Origin of the sequence: Plantibacter sp. lyk4-40-MEA-4, from assembly GCF_030209415.1 — a bacterium.
In the GTDB taxonomy this organism is placed as follows: domain Bacteria; phylum Actinomycetota; class Actinomycetes; order Actinomycetales; family Microbacteriaceae; genus Plantibacter; species Plantibacter flavus_A.
Genome location: NZ_JARVSA010000007.1, coordinates 74,623 through 93,360, shown reverse-complemented (window position 1 = coordinate 93,360; position 18,738 = coordinate 74,623). Strand labels below are relative to the sequence as shown.

At 70.3% G+C, this 18,738-nt stretch carries 16 protein-coding genes; 8 read left to right on the top strand and 8 right to left on the bottom strand.

Annotated elements, in window-relative coordinates; all coding sequences use genetic code 11:
- Positions 1-8: 8 nt before the first annotated feature.
- The 3 genes from QRN44_RS13760 to QRN44_RS13750 all read left to right on the top strand — a co-directional run bounded on the left by QRN44_RS13760 (position 9) and on the right by QRN44_RS13750 (position 3,785).
- A complete protein-coding gene (locus QRN44_RS13760) occupies positions 9-1,610 on the top strand; it encodes an acyl-CoA carboxylase subunit beta (RefSeq protein ID WP_071262519.1) in 1,602 nt (533 codons plus the stop codon).
- Entirely contained in the window at positions 1,607-1,852 is a 246-nt protein-coding gene (locus QRN44_RS13755; RefSeq protein WP_285039402.1) for an acyl-CoA carboxylase subunit epsilon, read from the top strand. The genes QRN44_RS13760 and QRN44_RS13755 overlap by 4 nt, the downstream gene beginning before the upstream one ends.
- Positions 1,853-2,513: 661 nt before the next feature.
- A complete protein-coding gene (locus tag QRN44_RS13750; RefSeq protein WP_285039401.1) occupies positions 2,514-3,785 on the top strand; it encodes an HNH endonuclease signature motif containing protein in 1,272 nt (423 codons plus the stop codon).
- 117 nt (positions 3,786-3,902) lie between these two features.
- Here the strand turns inward: QRN44_RS13750 and QRN44_RS13745 are convergent, their stop codons facing one another.
- The 4 genes from QRN44_RS13745 to QRN44_RS13730 all read right to left on the bottom strand — a co-directional run bounded on the left by QRN44_RS13745 (position 3,903) and on the right by QRN44_RS13730 (position 8,239).
- Entirely contained in the window at positions 3,903-4,964 is a 1,062-nt protein-coding gene (locus QRN44_RS13745; RefSeq protein ID WP_285039400.1) for a DUF8320 family protein, read from the bottom strand.
- Positions 4,961-6,133, bottom strand: a complete 1,173-nt coding sequence (locus QRN44_RS13740) for a sensor histidine kinase (protein WP_079002866.1) — start codon at positions 6,131-6,133, stop codon at positions 4,961-4,963. Before QRN44_RS13740 ends, QRN44_RS13745 begins: the two co-directional genes overlap by 4 nt.
- A gap of 67 nt (positions 6,134-6,200) precedes the next feature.
- Positions 6,201-6,857 carry a response regulator transcription factor gene (locus QRN44_RS13735; RefSeq protein WP_064294846.1) on the bottom strand — a complete coding sequence of 219 codons (657 nt, stop codon included), beginning with the start codon at positions 6,855-6,857 and terminating at the stop codon, positions 6,201-6,203.
- A gap of 77 nt (positions 6,858-6,934) precedes the next feature.
- Positions 6,935-8,239, bottom strand: a complete 1,305-nt coding sequence (locus QRN44_RS13730; protein ID WP_071262521.1) for a class I SAM-dependent RNA methyltransferase — start codon at positions 8,237-8,239, stop codon at positions 6,935-6,937.
- A 62-nt stretch (positions 8,240-8,301) separates the two neighbouring features.
- Here QRN44_RS13730 and QRN44_RS13725 point away from each other — a divergent pair, with 62 nt between their 5' ends.
- From QRN44_RS13725 to QRN44_RS13715, 3 genes are all read left to right on the top strand, one after another.
- A complete protein-coding gene (locus QRN44_RS13725) occupies positions 8,302-8,952 on the top strand; it encodes a Maf family protein (RefSeq protein ID WP_175118204.1) in 651 nt (216 codons plus the stop codon).
- Between the two features lie 95 nt (positions 8,953-9,047).
- Positions 9,048-10,808, top strand: coding sequence for an ATP-binding protein (locus QRN44_RS13720; protein ID WP_121291919.1), 1,761 nt, complete (start codon positions 9,048-9,050; stop codon positions 10,806-10,808).
- Between the two features lie 54 nt (positions 10,809-10,862).
- Complete coding sequence (locus tag QRN44_RS13715; RefSeq protein ID WP_285039399.1) at positions 10,863-12,500, top strand: helix-turn-helix transcriptional regulator; 1,638 nt, start codon at positions 10,863-10,865, stop codon at positions 12,498-12,500.
- Between the two features lie 38 nt (positions 12,501-12,538).
- On the opposite strand, the gene QRN44_RS13710 is transcribed toward QRN44_RS13715, so the two are convergent.
- Positions 12,539-13,975 (bottom strand): NAD(P)H-quinone dehydrogenase, encoded by a 1,437-nt coding sequence (locus tag QRN44_RS13710; RefSeq protein WP_079002871.1) that lies wholly within the window; start codon positions 13,973-13,975, stop codon positions 12,539-12,541.
- Positions 13,976-14,103: 128 nt separating this feature from the next.
- Here QRN44_RS13710 and QRN44_RS13705 point away from each other — a divergent pair, with 128 nt between their 5' ends.
- Both QRN44_RS13705 and QRN44_RS13700 read left to right on the top strand, forming a co-directional pair.
- On the top strand, positions 14,104-14,937 hold the full coding sequence (locus QRN44_RS13705) for a purine-nucleoside phosphorylase (RefSeq protein ID WP_285039398.1): 834 nt from the start codon (positions 14,104-14,106) through the stop codon (positions 14,935-14,937).
- Positions 14,934-16,637, top strand: coding sequence for a phospho-sugar mutase (locus tag QRN44_RS13700; protein WP_285039397.1), 1,704 nt, complete (start codon positions 14,934-14,936; stop codon positions 16,635-16,637). Before QRN44_RS13705 ends, QRN44_RS13700 begins: the two co-directional genes overlap by 4 nt.
- A gap of 58 nt (positions 16,638-16,695) precedes the next feature.
- Here the strand turns inward: QRN44_RS13700 and QRN44_RS13695 are convergent, their stop codons facing one another.
- The 3 genes from QRN44_RS13695 to QRN44_RS13685 form a co-directional block, all read right to left on the bottom strand.
- Positions 16,696-16,968, bottom strand: a complete 273-nt coding sequence (locus tag QRN44_RS13695; protein ID WP_285039396.1) for a PTS sugar transporter subunit IIB — start codon at positions 16,966-16,968, stop codon at positions 16,696-16,698.
- Entirely contained in the window at positions 16,965-17,432 is a 468-nt protein-coding gene (locus QRN44_RS13690; RefSeq protein WP_064294837.1) for a PTS sugar transporter subunit IIA, read from the bottom strand. The genes QRN44_RS13695 and QRN44_RS13690 overlap by 4 nt, the downstream gene beginning before the upstream one ends.
- A 120-nt stretch (positions 17,433-17,552) precedes the next feature.
- On the bottom strand, positions 17,553-18,710 hold the full coding sequence (locus QRN44_RS13685) for an adenosine deaminase (RefSeq protein WP_064294836.1): 1,158 nt from the start codon (positions 18,708-18,710) through the stop codon (positions 17,553-17,555).
- Between the last annotated feature and the right edge of the window lie 28 nt (positions 18,711-18,738).

Here is an 18,738-nt window from a genome sequence, read left to right as displayed (position 1 = left end):
GTGAAAGCGTGACCGACGAAACCACCTCCGGCCCTGACCTGTACACGACGGCCGGGAAGCTCGCCGACCTCAAGAACCGCTATCACGAGGCCGTGACGGCGAGCGGCGAAGCCGCCATCGAGAAGCAGCACAAGAAGGGCAAGCTCACCGCGCGGGAGCGCATCGAGCAGCTGCTCGACCACGGCAGCTTCGTCGAACTCGACGAGTTCGTGCGGCACCGCACGACCGCCTTCGGCATGGACCGCTCACGGCCGTACGGCGATGCCGTCGTCACCGGCACCGGCACCATCCACGGCCGCCAGGTCGCCGTGTACTCGCAGGACTTCACCATCTTCGGCGGTTCGCTCGGCGAGGTCGCCGGCGACAAGATCATCAAGATCATGGACCTCGCGTTGAAGACGGGCGTCCCGATCATCGGCATGCTCGACTCCGGCGGCGCGCGCATCCAGGAGGGCGTCGTCGCGCTCGGCAAGTACGGCGAGATCTTCCGACGCAACACGCAGGCCTCCGGGGTCATCCCGCAGATCTCCATCATCATGGGTCCGGCGGCCGGCGGTGCCGTCTACTCCCCCGCACTCACCGATTTCGTCATCATGGTCGACAAGACGAGCCAGATGTTCGTCACGGGGCCCGACGTCATCAAGACCGTCACGGGCGAGGACGTCGGCATGGAGGAGCTCGGCGGCGGGTACACGCACAACACCCGCTCGGGCGTCGCCCATTACCTCGCGAGCGACGAGCCGGACGCGCTCGACTACGCCCGGACCCTCGTCGGCTTCCTGCCCGACAACAACCTGTCCGAGGCCACGGTCTTCGACGTCGAGGTGGAGCTGGAGACGACGGACGAGGACCGCCGACTCAACACCCTCATCCCCGACTCGCCGAACCAGCCCTACGACGTGAAGACCGTCATCGAGCACGTCGTCGACGACGCGGACTTCCTCGAGGTCCAGCCGCTCTTCGCGCCGAACATCGTCATCGGTTTCGCGCGCGTCGAGGGACGGTCGGTCGGTGTCATCGCGAACCAGCCCTCCCAGATGGCCGGGACGCTCAACATCGAAGCGGGCGAGAAGGCGAGTCGGTTCGTCCGGTTCTGCGACGCGTTCAGCATCCCGATCCTCACCCTGGTCGACGTCCCCGGCTACCTGCCCGGCACCGACCAGGAGTGGACCGGCGTCATCCGCCGCGGCGCGAAGCTCCTCTACGCCTACGCCGAGGCCACGGTGCCCCTGGTGACCGTCATCCTGCGCAAGGCCTACGGCGGCGCCTACATCGTCATGGGCTCTAAGCAGCTCGGGGCCGACATCAACCTCGCCTGGCCCACGGCCGAGATCGCGGTCATGGGCGGGCAGGGTGCCGTCAACATCCTGTATCGCGGCGAGATCAAGCGGGCCGAGGAGGCCGGCGAGGACGTCGCCGCCGTGCGCACGCGCCTCGCGAACGAGTACACCTACAACGTGGCGAGCCCGTTCCTCGCCGCCGAGCGCGGCGAGCTGGACGGCGTCATCGAGCCGGCTGCCACGCGGGTCTCGGTCATCAAGGCGCTCCGCGCACTCCGGACGAAGCGTGCGAGCCTGCCCGCCAAGAAGCACGGGAACATCCCGCTGTGAGCACCGAGCCGAGCACGACCGAGCCGTCGTCGATCGATCTGCGGATCGTGCGCGGTGCGCCCACAGACGAGGAACTGGCTGCGCTGACCGCGGTGCTGAGCGTCGCGATCGCCGAACAGGCGCTGCGCGACGCCGACACCGCCCCGGCGCCCCGTGTCCCGTCGACGTGGGAGCGGACGAGGCGGAACCTCCGTACGGGGATCACCGCGGGCCCCGGACACTGGCGCGCGTTCACGGGCTGATCCGCCTGGGCGGACGACCACCGGTTGCCCCTCGTGGCGCGCGGTGCTGTCCCCCGTTCGTGTCCTCCATAGTGCCGACTGTCGGGGGTACCCCTGATGGGGGATGATCATTCTCGACAGTTGAGTCTCATCGAGACCACTTCACCAGCTCCTGCTCCATCTAGGGTAAGCGGGCAGGAGTTCGGGGGCGGGTCAGAGCGGTATTCGGGTTACCGCTCTGACCCACGAACGTCACGGAGGGCCAGCATCGGGTGCTGGCCCTCCTTTCGTTTGACCTCTCCCGCCGCCTGCGCGACTTCCCCCGGGTCCCTGAGCATCCTCCCCGGTCCGGAGCACCCCCGGTCCCTGAGCAACCTCCTCCGATCCGGAGCACCCCCGGTCCCTGAGCAACCTCCCCCGGTCCTCTGAAGCATCCTCCCCGGTCCGCTGAGCACCCTCCCCGGTCCCTGAGCTTGTCGAAGGGCGCACGGAGGCACTTCGACAACCGCAGTGACCGGAGGAGGAGGTCCATCCGGTTTCCCTCCGGCTCTGGGCAACCCTTTCCCGGTCCACGAGCGACCCTTCCCCGGTCCCTGAGCCTGTCGAAGGGCACACGAGGAGACTTCCACATCCGAGACGACTTAGCATCTGGAATGTCAGTGGTCCATGGTGGACTTGTCCCATGACCGAGACCACCCTCACCGCGATGCGCGCGAGCGACGAGCACGCCGCACGCCTCGCGGAGTTCTCGGACGAATACGCAGAGATCCAACGGCTGCGGGCAGCCCTCGACGCGCGTGAGGCCCGCCTCCTCGCTCGCTCCGCCGCCTACGCGGACGCCTTCGCCGACGCCACGGTCCCGGCGATCTTCCCGCCGGCGGAACGCCGGACCCTCTTTCGCCGATCCACCTGCGCGGCTCTCGCGATGGCGACGCGCACGCCCGAGCAGACGGTCCAGCGGGCGACAAACGACGCCGAGCGGCTCGTCAACGACGCACCGGCCGTGCTCGCCTCCCTTGAAGCGGGCCGGATCTCGGCCAGGCACGCGCAGACGATCATCGACCAACTCAGTGACGTGCCGACCGCGGGGCGGGCGGTGTTCCTCGCGGAAGTCCTGCCGGTTGCGGAAGCGTCCACCAACGCGAACCTCCGCAGGCACGCCCGAGTGCTCCGGGAGCGGCTCCACCCCGAGTCCATCACCGCTAGAGCGGTCCGCTCCGAGGCCGACCGCCGGGTCGAGTTCGAACCCGCAGCGGACGGCATGGCCTGGGTGCATCTCTTCACCACGGCGCCCATCGCGCAGGGCATCGTCGAGCGGGTCGAGGCGGCCGCGGCCGAGTCACGCTCGGCGGGTGACACCCGCACCTGCGCACAATTGCAGGCTGACGCCCTCGCAGCCCTCGCGCTCACCGGCGACACACCGGACGACGTCATGTCGAGCCCGGTCCTCCCGCACCCGATCGAGGTCCAGGAGCACATCAAACCGACCGTGCAGATCACGGTCCCGGCACTCAGCATGGCCGGTGTGAGCGATGCCCCGGCCGTGCTCGACGGCTACGGGCCCATCGACCCGGAGACCGCAGCACGTATCGCGGTGAACGCCCCCAGCTTCACCCGGATCCTCATTCAGCCAGAGACGGGTGCGATCCTCTCCGTCGGCCGCAACCAGTACCGCGTCCCGGCCGATCTGCAACGGGCGGTGCGCCTGCGGGACGGCACCTGTCGGGCACCTGGCTGCGGGAGGCGTGCTCGGGCGTGCGACCTCGATCATTCGGTCGCGTGGGAGGACGGCGGCACGACGGATGTCGGCAATCTCGCCTGCTTGTGTCGACATCATCACCGGATGAAGCACCTCCCGGGGTGGAACCTCGACCACGGACCCGGCGGAGTGCTCGAGTGGACGACACCCGACGGCAAACACCACCGGACGGCACCCGATCCCGCACCGTTCTGAACCCGCCGGCGAAGGGTTCCTCGTGGGCACTTCGACAAGCTCAGTGACCGGAGGAGGTGTGTCCGCGCCGTTCCGGTCCCTGAGCCTGTCGACGGGCGCTGCCCTCGTCGGAGCGGTTCAGTCCTCGTCGGACACGCCGACCGCACCCACGCCAGCACGGGAGCCGTCGCGCGGGATCTCGAGCCAGACGTCGAGTTCCTCGTCGTCGTCGTCCGGACCCGCAGCCGCGCCCGGTTCCCGGTGCACCGCACGCAGGCCGACCACGGTCACCGCGACGCGTTCGTCGTCCGGGACGCTCCGCACGATGAGGCGCGTCGCGTGCGAGGCGGCGAGCGCTTCGGCGATCTGCTCGTGGATCGCGTCGAGGACGCCGGCGTCCAGCTCCTCGAGGCCACCTTCGTCCAGCATGTTCACGATCGCGCCGCGCCGCCGGGCCGCGAGCACCTCGGACCGGACCGGGTCGCTCAGGAGGTGGCGGCCACGGATCTCGTCGCGGAGACTGGCCTCGAGCGTCCGGCACTCCGTGCGATCGGCCACCGACAGCCTGCCGCCGTTGGCGATGATCGTACGGAGCATCGGGGTCGCCAGTCGGCCCGTCTGGCTGAGGCGTCGTCTCCGCTCGTGCACGTGCGCGTACTGCGCAGCCTGCCAGTCCGAGGTCGCATGCTCCGCCTGTGTCAGGCGCTCGGCGTCATGCTGCGCCCCGGCGATCGATCGGGTGAGCACACTCGCGAGGACGACCCAGATCAGGCTGCCCGTGACACCCATCCCGAGCGCCAGTCCCGGACCCGCCCAGAGGAGCGACTGGACCGTGAGGAAGACGATCCCGATGTAGGCGACCGCCTCCCGCTGCCGGACCACGGTGATCGTCATCAGTGTTCCGATCGACGCGACGTGCCAGGTGGCGTAGCCGTTGTTCCGCGTGGGGTCGAGCTGGCTGGTGACGAGCAACGGGACGACGATCGCGGTCGCGAGGTTGATGCTCGCGAGCCACGACGGCATGCGCGTCGTGCCCATCGGCCAGAGGCTCAGGACGCTCGCGACGGCGTAGACGAGCATCGCGATGAGGACGGGGACGACGTCGCGGGGTGTCTCGAGCGTCAGTGCCGCGCGGAGCAGGTGGTACGCCGAGAACAGGGCGGCGAGGATGACGAGGGCGTACCGCGGTGCCGGGGTCACGAGTCGTGCTCCGGTGACCACTCGATGCGGATCACGGCACCCTCACCTGGACGGGAGATCACCGTCGAGCGTCCGCCGACCGCGGCGACCCGCTCGACGATCGAGACCTTCAGCCCGAGCCGCTCCTCGGCGACCTGCTCGGGGCAGAACCCGACGCCGTCGTCGCCGACGATGACGCAGACGCCGCCGGAGACCGTGCCCTCGATGGACAGGCTCCGCGCCACTCCCGAACCCGCGTGCTCGACGCTGTTGACCATCGCCTGCACCGTCGCCCAGTAGACCGCGTTCGCGACCGTGACGGGCAGGACCCGGCCGGACGCCCCCTCGACCGTGACGGAGAACGGTTCACCGAGCATCGACGCGGCCGCACGCAGCCGTTCGATGAGTTCGGCGAGACCGGTGACCTCGTCCTCGTTCGTCATCGGCGCTCCGACACCCTCGAGCTGTTCGATCGCGACCCGCGCCATCATGACGGCGAGCGCCTCCGACTTCGGGGTCAGCGCCCGATCCGCGGCGAGCAGGGAGGCGAGGACGCTGTCGTGGACGATCGAATCGACCTCGACGCGCTCCACTTCCGTGGCGTGCTGCTTGACGGCCGCGTCGTAGGTGGCGAGGGCAGCCGCCCTTGCGATGTCGACCCGACCGGCCAGCACACGGAACAGCCCGACGAGGACGACGATGAGCCCTCCGATGATCGTCGCGTACGAAGCGTCGAGCGCACCGATCTCGAAGGACGCCGGCGCGAAGTCGGCGTCGATGACGCGGTTGACGCCGTACATGACCGAGGTCACGACGAGGTACACGATGGCCCCCCGCAACTGCAGCGGGATGCAGGCGAACGCGACGGCGATCGTGCAGAGGTACCAGATCCACGGTTCCTGGTTGATGTCCGCCGACGCCTGCGCGTTCACCGCCGGCCAGATGAGGAGGGCCACGAAGAACACGGCGGCGAAGACGCCGGAGGCGATGCGGTGGTGCCACAGGAAGAGGCAGCAGATGATGGCGCCGAACATCGTCCCGAAGACGAGCGAGACGTAGACCACGCCGAACCAGCCGGTGATCTGGACGCCCTGACCGAGCGTGGTGAACGCGGTCTGCAGTCCGAAGACGAGTCCGATGATCGCGACCGACCGGCCGAGGAGGCGTTCGAAGTTCGCGGTGTTCAGCATCCGGCGCTGAACCTGGACATCTCTCGTGGTCGCGGGGATCGCGGGATGCCTGGTCGGTGCCCGGAAGCTAGGAGACATCCGTCCCGCCTTGATCGAGGCCGGGGAGGATCCCGTCCTCGACCGCTCGGCGGAGCAGGTCGACCTTCGTCGGTGCCGGACGCCCCACCTCGACGTACTTCACCCGGATGCGGTCGATGTGCTCTCGGGCCGTGGAGTAGGCGATGCCGAGCTGCATGGCGACGGTCTTCAGCGGCAGGCCGGACGCGTAGAGGTGCAGGACGTCGCGCTCGCGACGACCAAGCTGCGCCCGCGCGAAATCGCTGTCGGCGTCGATCGCACTCGCCCACTCGATGTTGTTCAGGGCCTCGCCACGGGCCACCGTGCCGATGGCGGCGATGACCGTGTCCGTCGGCGACGACTTGGGGATGACCCCGGACGCTCCGGCGGCCAGCGCCTCGCGCACCAGTGCGACCCGATCGGCGATCGAGTGGATGAGGACGTGTGCCCCCACAGCCTGCACCGCGTGGATGTTCGAGGTCGGCGTACTGCCGTCGGAGAGCGAGAGGTCGAGGACGACCACGTCGGGCACCACACCGTTCAACGCGGCGATGCACTCGACGGCGGTCGGGGCACTCGCCACGACCTGATACCCGGCGTGCGCACACACCGCTTCGATCCCGAGCCGCACGGACTCGTGATCATCAATGATTGCGACGGTCACCACGGCACCATCGTAGCGAGTGACGGACCCGCCGGGCGCGACGGCCGGATCGCGAGTCGCCTCCGTCGGCTCGGGCCCGCTCAAGCCGTCCGTGAGAAGCCCGCGACGGCCTCGAGGTGGTGCGTGTTGGGGAAGAGGTCGTAGGCCGCGAGGTGGTCGAGCTCGTAGCCCTGCTCCGCCAGGAGGGCGACGTCGCGGGACAGCGCGATGGGGTCGCAGGCGACGTAGACGATCGACGCGGGCCGCAGCTCGCCGAGCATGGCGACGATCTCCGCGCCGGCGCCCGAGCGGGGCGGGTCGAGCACGACGGTCGCGGTGGCGTACCGGGACCGCTCGATCCGACTGCCCGTCGCGATCTCCGACCGCAGGAAGGCGTCGACCTTCGCGGTGACGGCCTGTGCGCCCACCCACTCGGACAGGTTCTCGCCCGCGTACTCGGTGGCGCGTTCGTCACTCTCCACGGTCGTGATGCGGGTGGTCGCGCCGAAGCGGTCCCCCACGCCCGCGGCCAGGAGGCCGACGCCGCCGTAGAGGTCGAGGTTCGCGGCGCGCGGGTCGAAGCGCGCGTCGTCGATGGCCGCGGATACGGCCTGCTGGAGGGTCGTCGCCGCCTGACGGTGGACCTGCCAGAACCCGTTCGCGTCGACGATGAACTCGCGCTCGCCGACGAGCTCACGGATCGGGTCCGCTGCGGGACGGACCGGCTTCGGTCCCCCGCGTCGACCTCGCCCGCCACCGCGTCGGCGGTCGCCGCCTCCGACCTCGTCCGTACGAGTCAGGACGCGGACCGCCCCGGTCGAGGAGGCGACGATGTCGATGGACGTGGTGCCGTCCGGCAACTCCTCGAGCTTGGCCGCTCCAGCGACCGCTTCGATCGCGAGCGGCAGGTCGTCGACGGGGACGACGTGGTGGGACCGCGAGGCGTAGGGACCGATGTTGCCGTGCTGGTCGACGTGCAGGGAGACCCGCGTCCGCCATCGGGTGCCGTCGGGCGTCTCGCCCTCGACCGCGGCGACCGTGAACTCGGGAGCGACTCCGGCGAACCGCTCGAGCCCCTCGGCGAGGACCTGGTGCTTCAACGCACGCTGGTGGGCGAGCTCGATGTGTCCGAACTCCGCTCCTCCCGCCCGCTCGCTCGGCTCGCGGTCGACGGAGGCCTCGGCCCAGACGTGCGGACGGCGGTGCTCGGACGGCGTGAGGACCTCCAGCGTCTCCGCCCGCCAGAAGCGCTTCTCGTTCTCGTCGACGATGCGCGCCCGCACGCGCTCGCCGGGGAGCGTGTCGGGGACGAAGACCACCCGGCCCTCGTGCCGGGCGACGAAGACACCCCCGTGGGCTACGTTGGTGATGTCCAGTTCCACGGTGCGTGCAGTCGTCGTGCTCATGCGTCGAGCATGTCACACGGGCGGCTGCCGGGAGTCCACCGTCCACTGCAGAAGGAACCGTCATGCGCCTCACGCTCGCCTCCACGTCACCGGCCAGACTCGCCCTGCTGCGGTCGAGTGGCATCGAGCCGATCGTCGTCCCGTCGTCGGTCGACGAGGAACGGGCCGTCGACGACGCGACCCTCGCCGCGGGTGCACCGCTCGCCCCCGACGAGGTGGTGGCACTCCTCGCCCGTGCGAAGGCGGAAGCCGCTCTGGCCGTCGTGCGCGAACGCGGCGAGGCGGCCGACCTCATCCTCGGCGGCGACTCGGTCTTCGTCCTCGACGGCGTCGTCCACGGCAAGCCCCACACACCCGAGCGCGCCCGCGAACGCTGGCACGCCCAGCGCGGGAGGACGGGGACCCTGTACTCCGGTCACTGGCTCATCGACTGCACCGGCGCCTCGCCGGTCGGGATCGGCGCGGTCGCAAGCGCCGAGGTGTCCTTCGCCGACGACCTCGACGACGCCGAGATCGACGCCTACGTCGCATCGGGGGAACCCCTCGCGGTCGCGGGTGCCTTCACGATCGACAGTCTGGGCGCCGCCTTCATCACCCGCATCGAGGGTGATCCGTCGACCGTCGTCGGCCTCTCGCTCCCGACCCTGCGGCGTCTCGTCCGCACGCTGGGACACGACTGGCACGAGCTGCGCAACCGGCGCGGCGCCCTCTGACGACCGGTCCTTGTAGAGGCGACACGTCGTTCCTGCGGCTTTTTTGTGCGTGTGAGCCAAAGGCTCACCCGGGCCTCCCGGTAGGCTCGTGGACTGTGCCACGTATAACCAAGGTCCTCATCGCCAACCGTGGCGAGATCGCCGTCCGCGTCATCCGAGCCGCGAAGGACAGCGGGATCGCCTCCGTCGCCGTCTACGCCGACCAGGATCGCGACGCCATGCACGCCCGTCTCGCCGACGAGGCCTACGCCCTCGACGGGACGACGAGCGCGGAGACGTACCTCGTCATCGACAAGCTCCTGTCCATCGCCCGACGGTCCGGCGCCGACGCCGTCCACCCGGGCTACGGCTTCCTCGCCGAGAACGCGGACTTCGCGCGTGCCGTCATGGCCGCAGGGCTCATCTGGATCGGCCCGTCGCCCGAGGCCATCGAACGGCTCGGCGACAAGGTCTCCGCCCGCCACGTGGCCGAGAAGGTGGGCGCTCCGCTGGCCCCCGGCACGCTCAACCCCGTATCGGGTGCCGAGGAGGTGCTCGACTTCGTCGACGTCCACGGCCTGCCCGTCGCCATCAAGGCGGCGTTCGGCGGCGGCGGTCGCGGCCTGAAGGTCGCCCGTGAGCGCGAGGAGGTCGCCGAGCTCTTCGAGTCGGCCACCCGCGAGGCCATCGCAGCGTTCGGCAGGGGCGAGTGCTTCGTCGAGAAGTACCTCGACCAGCCACGCCATGTCGAGACGCAGTGCCTCGCCGATGCGCACGGCAACGTGGTCGTCGTCTCCACCCGAGACTGCTCGCTGCAGCGTCGCCACCAGAAACTCGTCGAAGAGGCACCGGCGCCCTTCCTCTCGGACGACCAGGTGGCGGAGCTCTACCGCGCGTCGAAGGCGATCCTCAAGGAGGTCGGCTACCTCGGTGCCGGCACCTGCGAGTTCCTCATCGGCAAGGACGGCACCGTCTCCTTCCTCGAGGTCAACACCCGCCTGCAGGTCGAGCACCCGGTCTCCGAGGAGGTCACCGGCATCGACCTCGTCCGCGAGCAGTTCCGTCTCGCCGAAGGCGGCGTCCTCGACTACGACGACCCGCAGCCGAGCGGCCACTCCTTCGAGTTCCGCATCAACGGCGAGGACCCGGGACGCGGCTTCCTCCCGCAGCCGGGCCCGATCCACGTGTTCAAGACCTTCGGCGGCCCCGGTGTCCGGCTCGACTCCGGTGTCACGGCCGGCGACACGATCTCAGGCGCGTTCGACTCGCTGCTCGGCAAGATCATCGTCACGGGACGTACCCGCGAGGAGGCGCTCGAACGGAGCCGTCGCGCACTCGACGAGTTCGAGGTAGCCGGCCTCCCCACCGTCATCCCCTTCCACCGGAAGATCGTCCGCGACCCCGCGTTCACCGCGGAGGACGGCACCTTCGGCGTCTACACCCGATGGATCGAGACGGAGTTCGTCAACGACATCGAGGCCTGGGACGGATCCATCGATGCGCAGCAGGCACCCGCTGCCCGCTCGACGGTGGTCGTCGAGGTCGGCGGCAAGCGTCTCGAGGTCAGCCTTCCGGGCGGACAGCTGGGACTGAACGTCGGTGCGCCGGTCGCCGCTCCCGCTCCGCACCGCCGCGGTGGTGCAGCGGTGGTCTCGGGTGCGACGGGTGACTCCGTCTCGGCGCCCATGCAGGCGACCATCGTGAAGCTCGCGGTCGCCGAGGGCGATGTCGTCGTGAAGGGCGACCTCGTCGTCGTCCTCGAGGCGATGAAGATGGAACAGCCCATCACGGCGCACAAGGACGGCACGGTCGGCGCGATCGACGCGACGGTCGGTGCCACGGTCTCGTCAGGTCACCAGCTCCTCACCATCAGCTGACCCGACCGGCGCCTTCGGGCGTCGCATCGGACCCGGCGACGATACGCTGAGCAGGTGTCAGCAGCCGACCTCCTCGAAGATGCGTTGGATCGTGTGGCGGACTTCGACGCCGCCGGTGCGATCGCACTGCTCGAGGCGGAGCCCGGCGCTGCGTCCGATCCCCGCGTCCTCGCCCTCCTGTCATACGCCCGGTTCACCACCGCCGACTTCGCGGGTTGTCGCCGGGACGCGGTGGACGCGCTCGCCGCCTCGACGGGCTCCGATCGGACGACCCGCCTGCTCGTGCTCGGAGCCGCCGGGCTGGCCCTCGGGTCGGACCGCTCGTCCGGCTCGGAGCTGGAGGGGTGCTTCGCGGAAGCGGACGCCCTCGTCGACGACGGCGGGGACCTCGACCCGACCCTGGCCTGGCTCGTCGGGTACCTGCTCGTCGAGGGTGCCGTCGTCAACGTCCTGATCCACGCCGCCCGGCGCTTCGCCGACGCGTTCGCCGACGACATCGCCGCCACCCCGGGGCGCTTGTACCGGACACTCGTCGACGGGGTCCTCGCCCGCCTCCTGCTCAACGAGGGACGCGTCGCCGAGGCCGAGGCCGCCGCGCTCGCGATGTTCGAGCGGGCCGGGAGCGGACCGACCGCGCTGTACGCGGAGGCCGTGCAGTGCCTCGTCGCCGGGAACCGTGCCGAGCAGGGGGCGACCAGGACGCTCGCCCGCCGCGTCCGTCAGGCCATCCCCGAACCCACGGGCGCCTTCCAGACGACGTGCTACCTCCTCGTCGGCTACGGTCTCGCAGCCCTCGCGGACGACCACGGCGCCGCGGCCCTCGCCCGCAGCGCTTCGGGGAACGACTTCAGCGGCCTGTCCGTCCAGGACCGGGCCCTCGCGATCGAACTGCTGGTCTCGAGCGCGTTCCTCGACCGCGACATCGTCGAATCGGAACGCCTCATCGGCTTCATCGCCGCCGACGTCGACCGCAGGGTCCCCGGGCCGGCCATCCTCCGGATGCAGTGCAAGCTCGAACTCCTCCGTGGGCGCCCCGCCGAGGCGCTGGCGCTCGCGCGCACGGCGACCACCCGCGCGTTGGCCGACGGCCGCATGCTGGAAGCCGGGATCGGCGAGATCCTCGCGACGCGCGCCCTGATCGCCATGTCCGACCGGACGCAGGCCGTCCGCGAGTTGGCCGCGCTCGCCGAGCAGGCGGTCCGCGGCGGACACACCGCCGCGACCCGCTCCGCCGCCCGGGAGCTGAAGGCGATCGGTCGACGTCTCGCGCCGGTCGCGGGATCCGGTTGGGACGGACTGTCGCCGCGCGAACGCGAGGTCGCCCTGCTCTCCGCGGAGGGCAACTCGACGGCGGAGATCGCGTCCGTCCTCCAGCTCTCCTCGCGCACGGTCGACGCGCACGTCACCCGGGTGCTCGCCGCGTTCGGGATCGTGTCCCGCCGCCAGCTCCCCTCACGGCTCCCGGCCACACTGCCGTTGACCGCCGTCCCCGTCCCGACCGCACCGCTCACGCCCCGACAGCGGGACCTCACCGAACTCGTCGCGGACGGACTGTCCAACGACGAGATCGCGACGGCCCTCGGCATCTCCCGCAAGACCGTCGAGAAGCATCTCAGCGCCGTCTTCCACGCCTGGGGCGTGCGCTCGCGGGTCGCCGTCGCGCGCATCGTGCTCGCGGACCGCGATCGGTGACGTCCAGCTCCTCGGCGACGGTTCGACGAGGACGACGTCTATTCGACGATGTGCATGGCGCGCGCCGCGTCGGTGATCGACCCGGTGAGTGACGGGTAGACCGTGAAGGCACGCGCGACCTGGTCGACGTTCAGCCGCTGCTCGACCGCGAGGGCGAGCGGGAAGATGAGCTCGCTGGCCTTCGGGGCGACGATGACCCCGCCGATGACCGTCCCGCTGCCGGTCCGCGCGAACAGCTTGACGAAGCCGTCCTTGATGCCCATCATCTTCGCGCGCGGGTTCTGGGCGAGCGGCAGCTTGTAGATCTCGCCCTGGGCGATGCCGTCCTCGATCTGCTTCTGGGTCCAGCCCACGGTCGCGATCTCGGGCTGCGTGAAGATGTTCGCGGCGACGTTGCGGATCTCGGTCGGGTTCACCGCGTCGCCCATCGCGTGCAGCATCGAGGTGCGACCCTGCATCGACGCGACGGACGCGAGCGGCAGGAAGGTCGTGCAGTCACCGGCTGCGTAGATGTTGGGGACGCTCGTGCGCGCCACCCGGTTGACGCGGATGTGTCCGGAATCGGTCAGCTGCACGCCGGCCTCCTCGAGACCGATCCCGGCGGTGTTGGGCACCGAACCGACCGCCATGAGACAGTGCGACCCCTCGACCGTGCGGCCGTCGGAGAGCGTGGCGACGACGCCGGTCTCGGTCCGCGTGACGGAGTCGGCCCGCGACTTCGACAGGACCGTCATGCCGTTGCGCTTGAAGACGTTCTCGATGACCGCCGCCGCATCGGCGTCCTCACCGGGCAGCACCTGGTCGCGGCTCGAGATGAGCGTGACCTTGGAGCCGAGCGCCGTGTAGGCGGAGGCGAACTCGGCGCCGGTGACGCCCGAGCCGACGACGATGAGGTGCTCGGGGACGGAGGTGAGGTTGTAGAGCTGCGTCCAGGTGAGGATGCGCTCGCCGTCCGGCAGGGCGGAGGGCAACTGGCGTGGGCTCGCGCCGACGGAGACGACGACGGTGTCGGCCTCGATGCGGTCGAAGTCGGTGCCGGCGGACAGATCGGTCGAGACGATGACCTCGTTCGGTCCGTCGAGCCGCCCCTGACCGTTGACGATGCGGACACCGGCACGGATGAGACTCGCCCGCATGTCCTCGGACTGCTGGCGGGCCAGTCCGAGCAGTCGCTTGTTGACGGCGGCGAGGTTCACCGCGACCTCGGGACGGCTGGGCTTGCCGGTGGTCTCCGAACGGACGAAGAACTGCACACCGAGGTCGGCGGCCTCGCCGATGGCCCCGACCGCGTCGGCCGTGGCGATGAGGCTCTTGGACGGGACGACGTCGGTGATGACGGCCGCTCCGCCGACGCCCGAACGCTCCACGAGCGTGACGTCGGCCCCGAGCTGCGCCCCGGCGAGGGCAGCCTCGTACCCGCCGGGTCCGCCTCCGATGATCGCCACTCGCTGCTTGCGTTCGAACTCGTAGGCCATGCCTCCATTCTCGCGCGCCACCAGGGGCGGGACCAAACCCGTTCGGGCCTGCGGCGGCCGGGATCGTGCGCGGATGAGCGGGGTCGCCACGGTTGGGCGGCGGCCCCGCCCCTGTCTAGAGTGAGAGGATGTCCGAAACCTCTGCGAACCCACTCGATCTGTCCGATGTCGATCCCTTCGAGATCGCCCGCGAAGCCGCCGGCCAGATCGCCGAGAAGACCGGCGTCGACCGCCACGACATCGCGCTCACCCTCGGCAGCGGCTGGGGCAAGGCGGCCGATCTGATCGGCGAGACGACGGCGACGATCCCGGCCTCGGAGATCGTCGGCTTCTCGAAGCCGGCGCTCGAGGGCCACGTGGGCACCCTGCGCTCGATCCTGCTCCCGAGCGGCAAGCGTGCGCTCGTCATCGGCGCCCGGACGCACTACTACGAGAACCACGGTGTCCGCCGCGTCGTGCACAGCGTCCGGACGGCTGCGGCTGCCGGTGCCCGCGTCATGGTGCTGACGAACGGCGCCGGCGGCATCAAGGACCACTGGACGCCGGGGACGCCCGTGCTGATCAGCGACCACATCAACCTCACTGCCGACTCACCGCTCGAAGGTGCGACCTTCATCGACCTCACCGACCTCTACGCCAAGCGGCTGCGGGACATCGCGCACAGCGTCGCTCCGGAGCTCGACGAAGGCGTCTACACGCAGTTCCGCGGTCCGCACTACGAGACCCCGGCCGAGGTCCAGATGGCGAAGGCGATCGGTGGTCACATCGTCGGCATGTCGACCGCGCTCGAGGCGATCGCCGCACGTCAGGCCGGCATGGAGGTCCTCGGGATGTCGCTCATCACGAACCTCGCCGCCGGCATCCAGCAGACACCGCTCAGCCATGCCGAGGTCATCGAGGCCGGCCAAGCGGCCGAGCCGGTGATCAGCAAGCTCCTCGCGCAGATCGTCGCGGCCCTGTGAGCGAGGCGACGAGCCTGCTCGCGACCGCCGAGGCCTGGCTCGCCCAGGATCCCGACGACGAGACCCGGGCCGAACTGGCAGGCCTCGTCGAACGCGCCCGCGTGTCCGACGACGTGGCCGTCGCAGAACTGCACGACCGCTTCGACACCCGTCTGCAGTTCGGCACGGCCGGGCTCCGCGGACGCATCGAGGCCGGTTCCAACCGGATGAACCGGGTCCTCGTGTCGCAGGCCGCGGCCGGACTCGCCGCCTACCTGCTCGAGCAGGCACCGGAAGGCGTGACGCCGAGCGTCGTCATCGGCTACGACGGCCGGAAGAACTCCGCCGTGTTCGCCGGGGACACCGCCGAGCTGATGGCCGGTGCCGGCGTCCGCGCCATCCTGCTGCCACGGCTCCTGCCGACGCCCGTCCTCGCGTTCGCCGTGCGATTCTTCGACGCCGCGGCCGGCGTCATGGTGACCGCGAGTCACAATCCGCCCGCCGACAACGGCTACAAGGTGTACCTGGGCGGCGAGCACCACGGGTCCCAGATCGTCTCCCCCGCCGACGCGGCCATCGCCGCCCACATCGGGCGCATCGCCGAGACGGCGCTCGTCCAGGACCTCCCGCGCAGCGACGGGTTCGAGATCGCGGGCGAGGACGTCGTCGACGCCTATGTCGCCGAGACCGCAGCCGTCGCTCCCGCCCCGGCGGGCGGCCAGCTGCGCGTCGTCTACACGGCCATGCACGGCGTGGGTTGGGAGACGACCCGACGCGTCCTCGAGACCGCCGGGTATCCGGCACCGGAACTCGTCACCGAGCAGATCGATCCCGATCCCACCTTCCGGACCGTCAGCTTCCCGAACCCGGAGGAGCCGGGCGCACTCGACCTGTCCTTCGCGACGGCGCGAGCAGTCGGCGCCGACCTCATCATCGCCAACGACCCCGACGCCGACCGCCTGGCGATCGCGATCCCCGACGACGCGGCCCCCTCGGGGTTCCGTCGACTCACCGGCAACGAGGTCGGTCTCCTCCTCGGCTGGCGGGCCGCCCAGGCCGCCAGTGCCGCACTCGACGGCGATGCGGCTCCCGAGGGCACGCTCGCGTGCTCGATCGTCTCCTCCCCCGCCCTGCGCCTCGTCGCCGAGGCGCACGGCCTCGAGTTCCGCGAGACGCTCACCGGGTTCAAGTGGATCTCCCGGACGCCGGGCATGCTCTTCGGTTTCGAGGAGGCCCTCGGCTACCTCGTGAACCCCGGGACCGTGCGCGACAAGGACGGCATCTCGGCCGCCGTCGCGTTCCTCGGTCTCGCGACGGCGTCGGCGCAGGCGGGCGAGAGCGTCGCGGGGCTCCTCGACCGGTTCGCGGACACCTTCGGCTCCTTCGGCAGCGACCAGATCTCCATCCGCTACACCGAACTCAGCCGCATCGGCGAGGTCATGGCCGGGCTGCGGGCGCTCCCGCCGACGGAGCTCGCGGGAGCTCGGGTGACCCGGATCGACGACCTCGCCGACGGGTTCGAGGCGCTCCCGCCGAGCGACGTCCTGCGCGTCTGGCTCGACGACGGCACCAGGGTCATGATCCGGCCGAGCGGCACGGAGCCGAAGCTCAAGGTGTACGTCGACGTCCAGTCCGCCGACGGCGACGCCGCCGAGCGGGCGGCCACGGTCACCGCACGGCTCGCCGCTCTGCGGACGGACCTCACCGCGCTCGTCTCCTAGCCCCTCGACGGGCTCGGCGCCCGGTGGTGTGCGGCCCGGAGACCGGAGCGCACACCACTCAGCCGATGGCGCGTTCGAGCTTCTCGGTGAGTTCGGCGAGGTCGAAGTAGTTGTCGATGACGACGACGTCGGCGAAGGTCTTGCCGATGCGCTCGACGAGCTCCGGCGAGGTCAGGATCACCTGGGCGTCGGCCGCGGTGGTGCCGAGGCTCTCGATGTCGCCGGCGACGACGTCGGCCTCGAGGTCGAGGCGTTCGAGCGCGCGTTCGGCGTTGAGCTTGAGGATGGCCGAGGAGCCGACTCCCGAACCGCAGACGGCGACGATCTTCATGCCTGGCCTCCGCCGGACAGCGGCGACGCACCGAACACGGCTCGCACCTCGTCGAGCGTCGTGGCCGCAGCGAGCCGCGGGATGGCGGTCTCGTCGTTGAAGACGTTGGCGATCTCCGCCACCCAACCCACGTGTGACTCAGCGGTAGTGACCGCGAGGCCGAGGACCACCGAGACGGGGTCGTTGTGGGGGTGGCCGAACCGCACCGGAGCAGCGAGGGTCGCGACGACGAGGGCGTCCTCGTGGACGTCGGCACCCGGTCGGGCGTGCGCGAGCGCCAGGCCCGGCGCGATCACGACGTACGCGCCGAACTCCTCGACGACGTCGATCATCCGTTGCGTGTACGCGACGTCGGTCGCGCGGGTGTCGGACAGCAGCGCTCCGGCTACGCGGATCGCCTCGCGCCAGTCGTCGGCATCGACGTGGAGCGCGACGCTGGCTTCGGACAGTTCTGGGAGTGGCATCGCTTCAATCAGAGGATCGGTCGACCCGAGTGGATCGGAACCATCGTAACGCTCCGAGGCTGGAAGCCTGCCGCGCAGGTGCCGCCCAGGCGGTCGCCGGAACAGCACCTGCCGACATCGTCAGTCCTCGTCGTCGTCGAGGAACTCGTCGAACGCCTCCGAGATGCGGTCCGCCAAGGCCTCGCGGATCTCCAACGGCTGGAACGTCGCGGCGGCGGCGTTCAGCTGGAAGGTCTCCAGGTCGGTCAGGTCGTAGTCGAACGCCTCGGAGAGGAGCGCGAGCTCCTTCGTCAGGCTCGTGTCGCTCATGGTGCGGTTGTCGACGTTGACCGTGACGGCGAAGTCGAGCTGGTAGAGCAGGTCGAACGGGTGGTCCTCGAGCTCCTCGCCCCAGGCCGCGATGGCTCCGGTCTGCAGGTTCGACTGCGGGCTGAGCTCCAAGGGGATCTTGCGGTCGCGGACCCACTCCGCGACGGGACCGAGCGTGGCGTAGAGGGACTCGGCGTCGTCGCGCTCGATGAAGATGTCCTCGGCGATGCGGACACCGTGGCCGAGTCGCAACGCACGGCCGTCGAGCAGGGCGCTCCGGATCGACTCGATGCCGTCGGCCTCCCCCGCGTGGACGGTCACGGGGAACAGCTCGGCCGCCAGGTAGTCGAACGCCAGGCGGTGCTTGCTGGCGGGGAAACCCGCCTCGGCGCCGGCGATGTCGAACCCGACCACGCCGCGCTCGCGATGGCGCACGGCGAGCTCCGCGATCTCGAGCGCGCGGTCGGCGTGCCGCATGGCCGTGACGAGCTGGCCGATCTGGATGTCGGAGCCGGAGTGGGCCGCGTCCTTGACACCGAGCTCGATACCCTCCTGGACGGCCTCGACGACCGCGTCGAGGCTGAGGCCGCGGGTGAGGTGCTGCTCGGGAGCCCAGCGCACCTCGCCGTAGATGACGCCGTCCGCAGCGAGGTCCTGGACGAACTCGCGCGCGATGCGGACGAGCCCCTCCTCCGTCTGCATGACCGCGGTGCTGAGGTCGAAGGTCTTGAGGTACTCGACGAGCGAGCCGGCGTTGCACTGCGTGTAGAACCAGTCGGCCAGGCCGTCGGGGTCCGACACGGGGACGTCGACACCGATTGCCTCGGCCAGCTCGATGATCGTGGCCGGCCGCACACCACCGTCGAGGTGGTCGTGGAGCGAGATCTTCGGGAGCGCGCGGAGGTCGACGCCGGAGAGGGGGGATTCGTCTGCAGAGGTCACGGGGTTCACTGTACCGCTCACGCGCATCCTGCGACATGGCTCAGTCCGTCGCCTC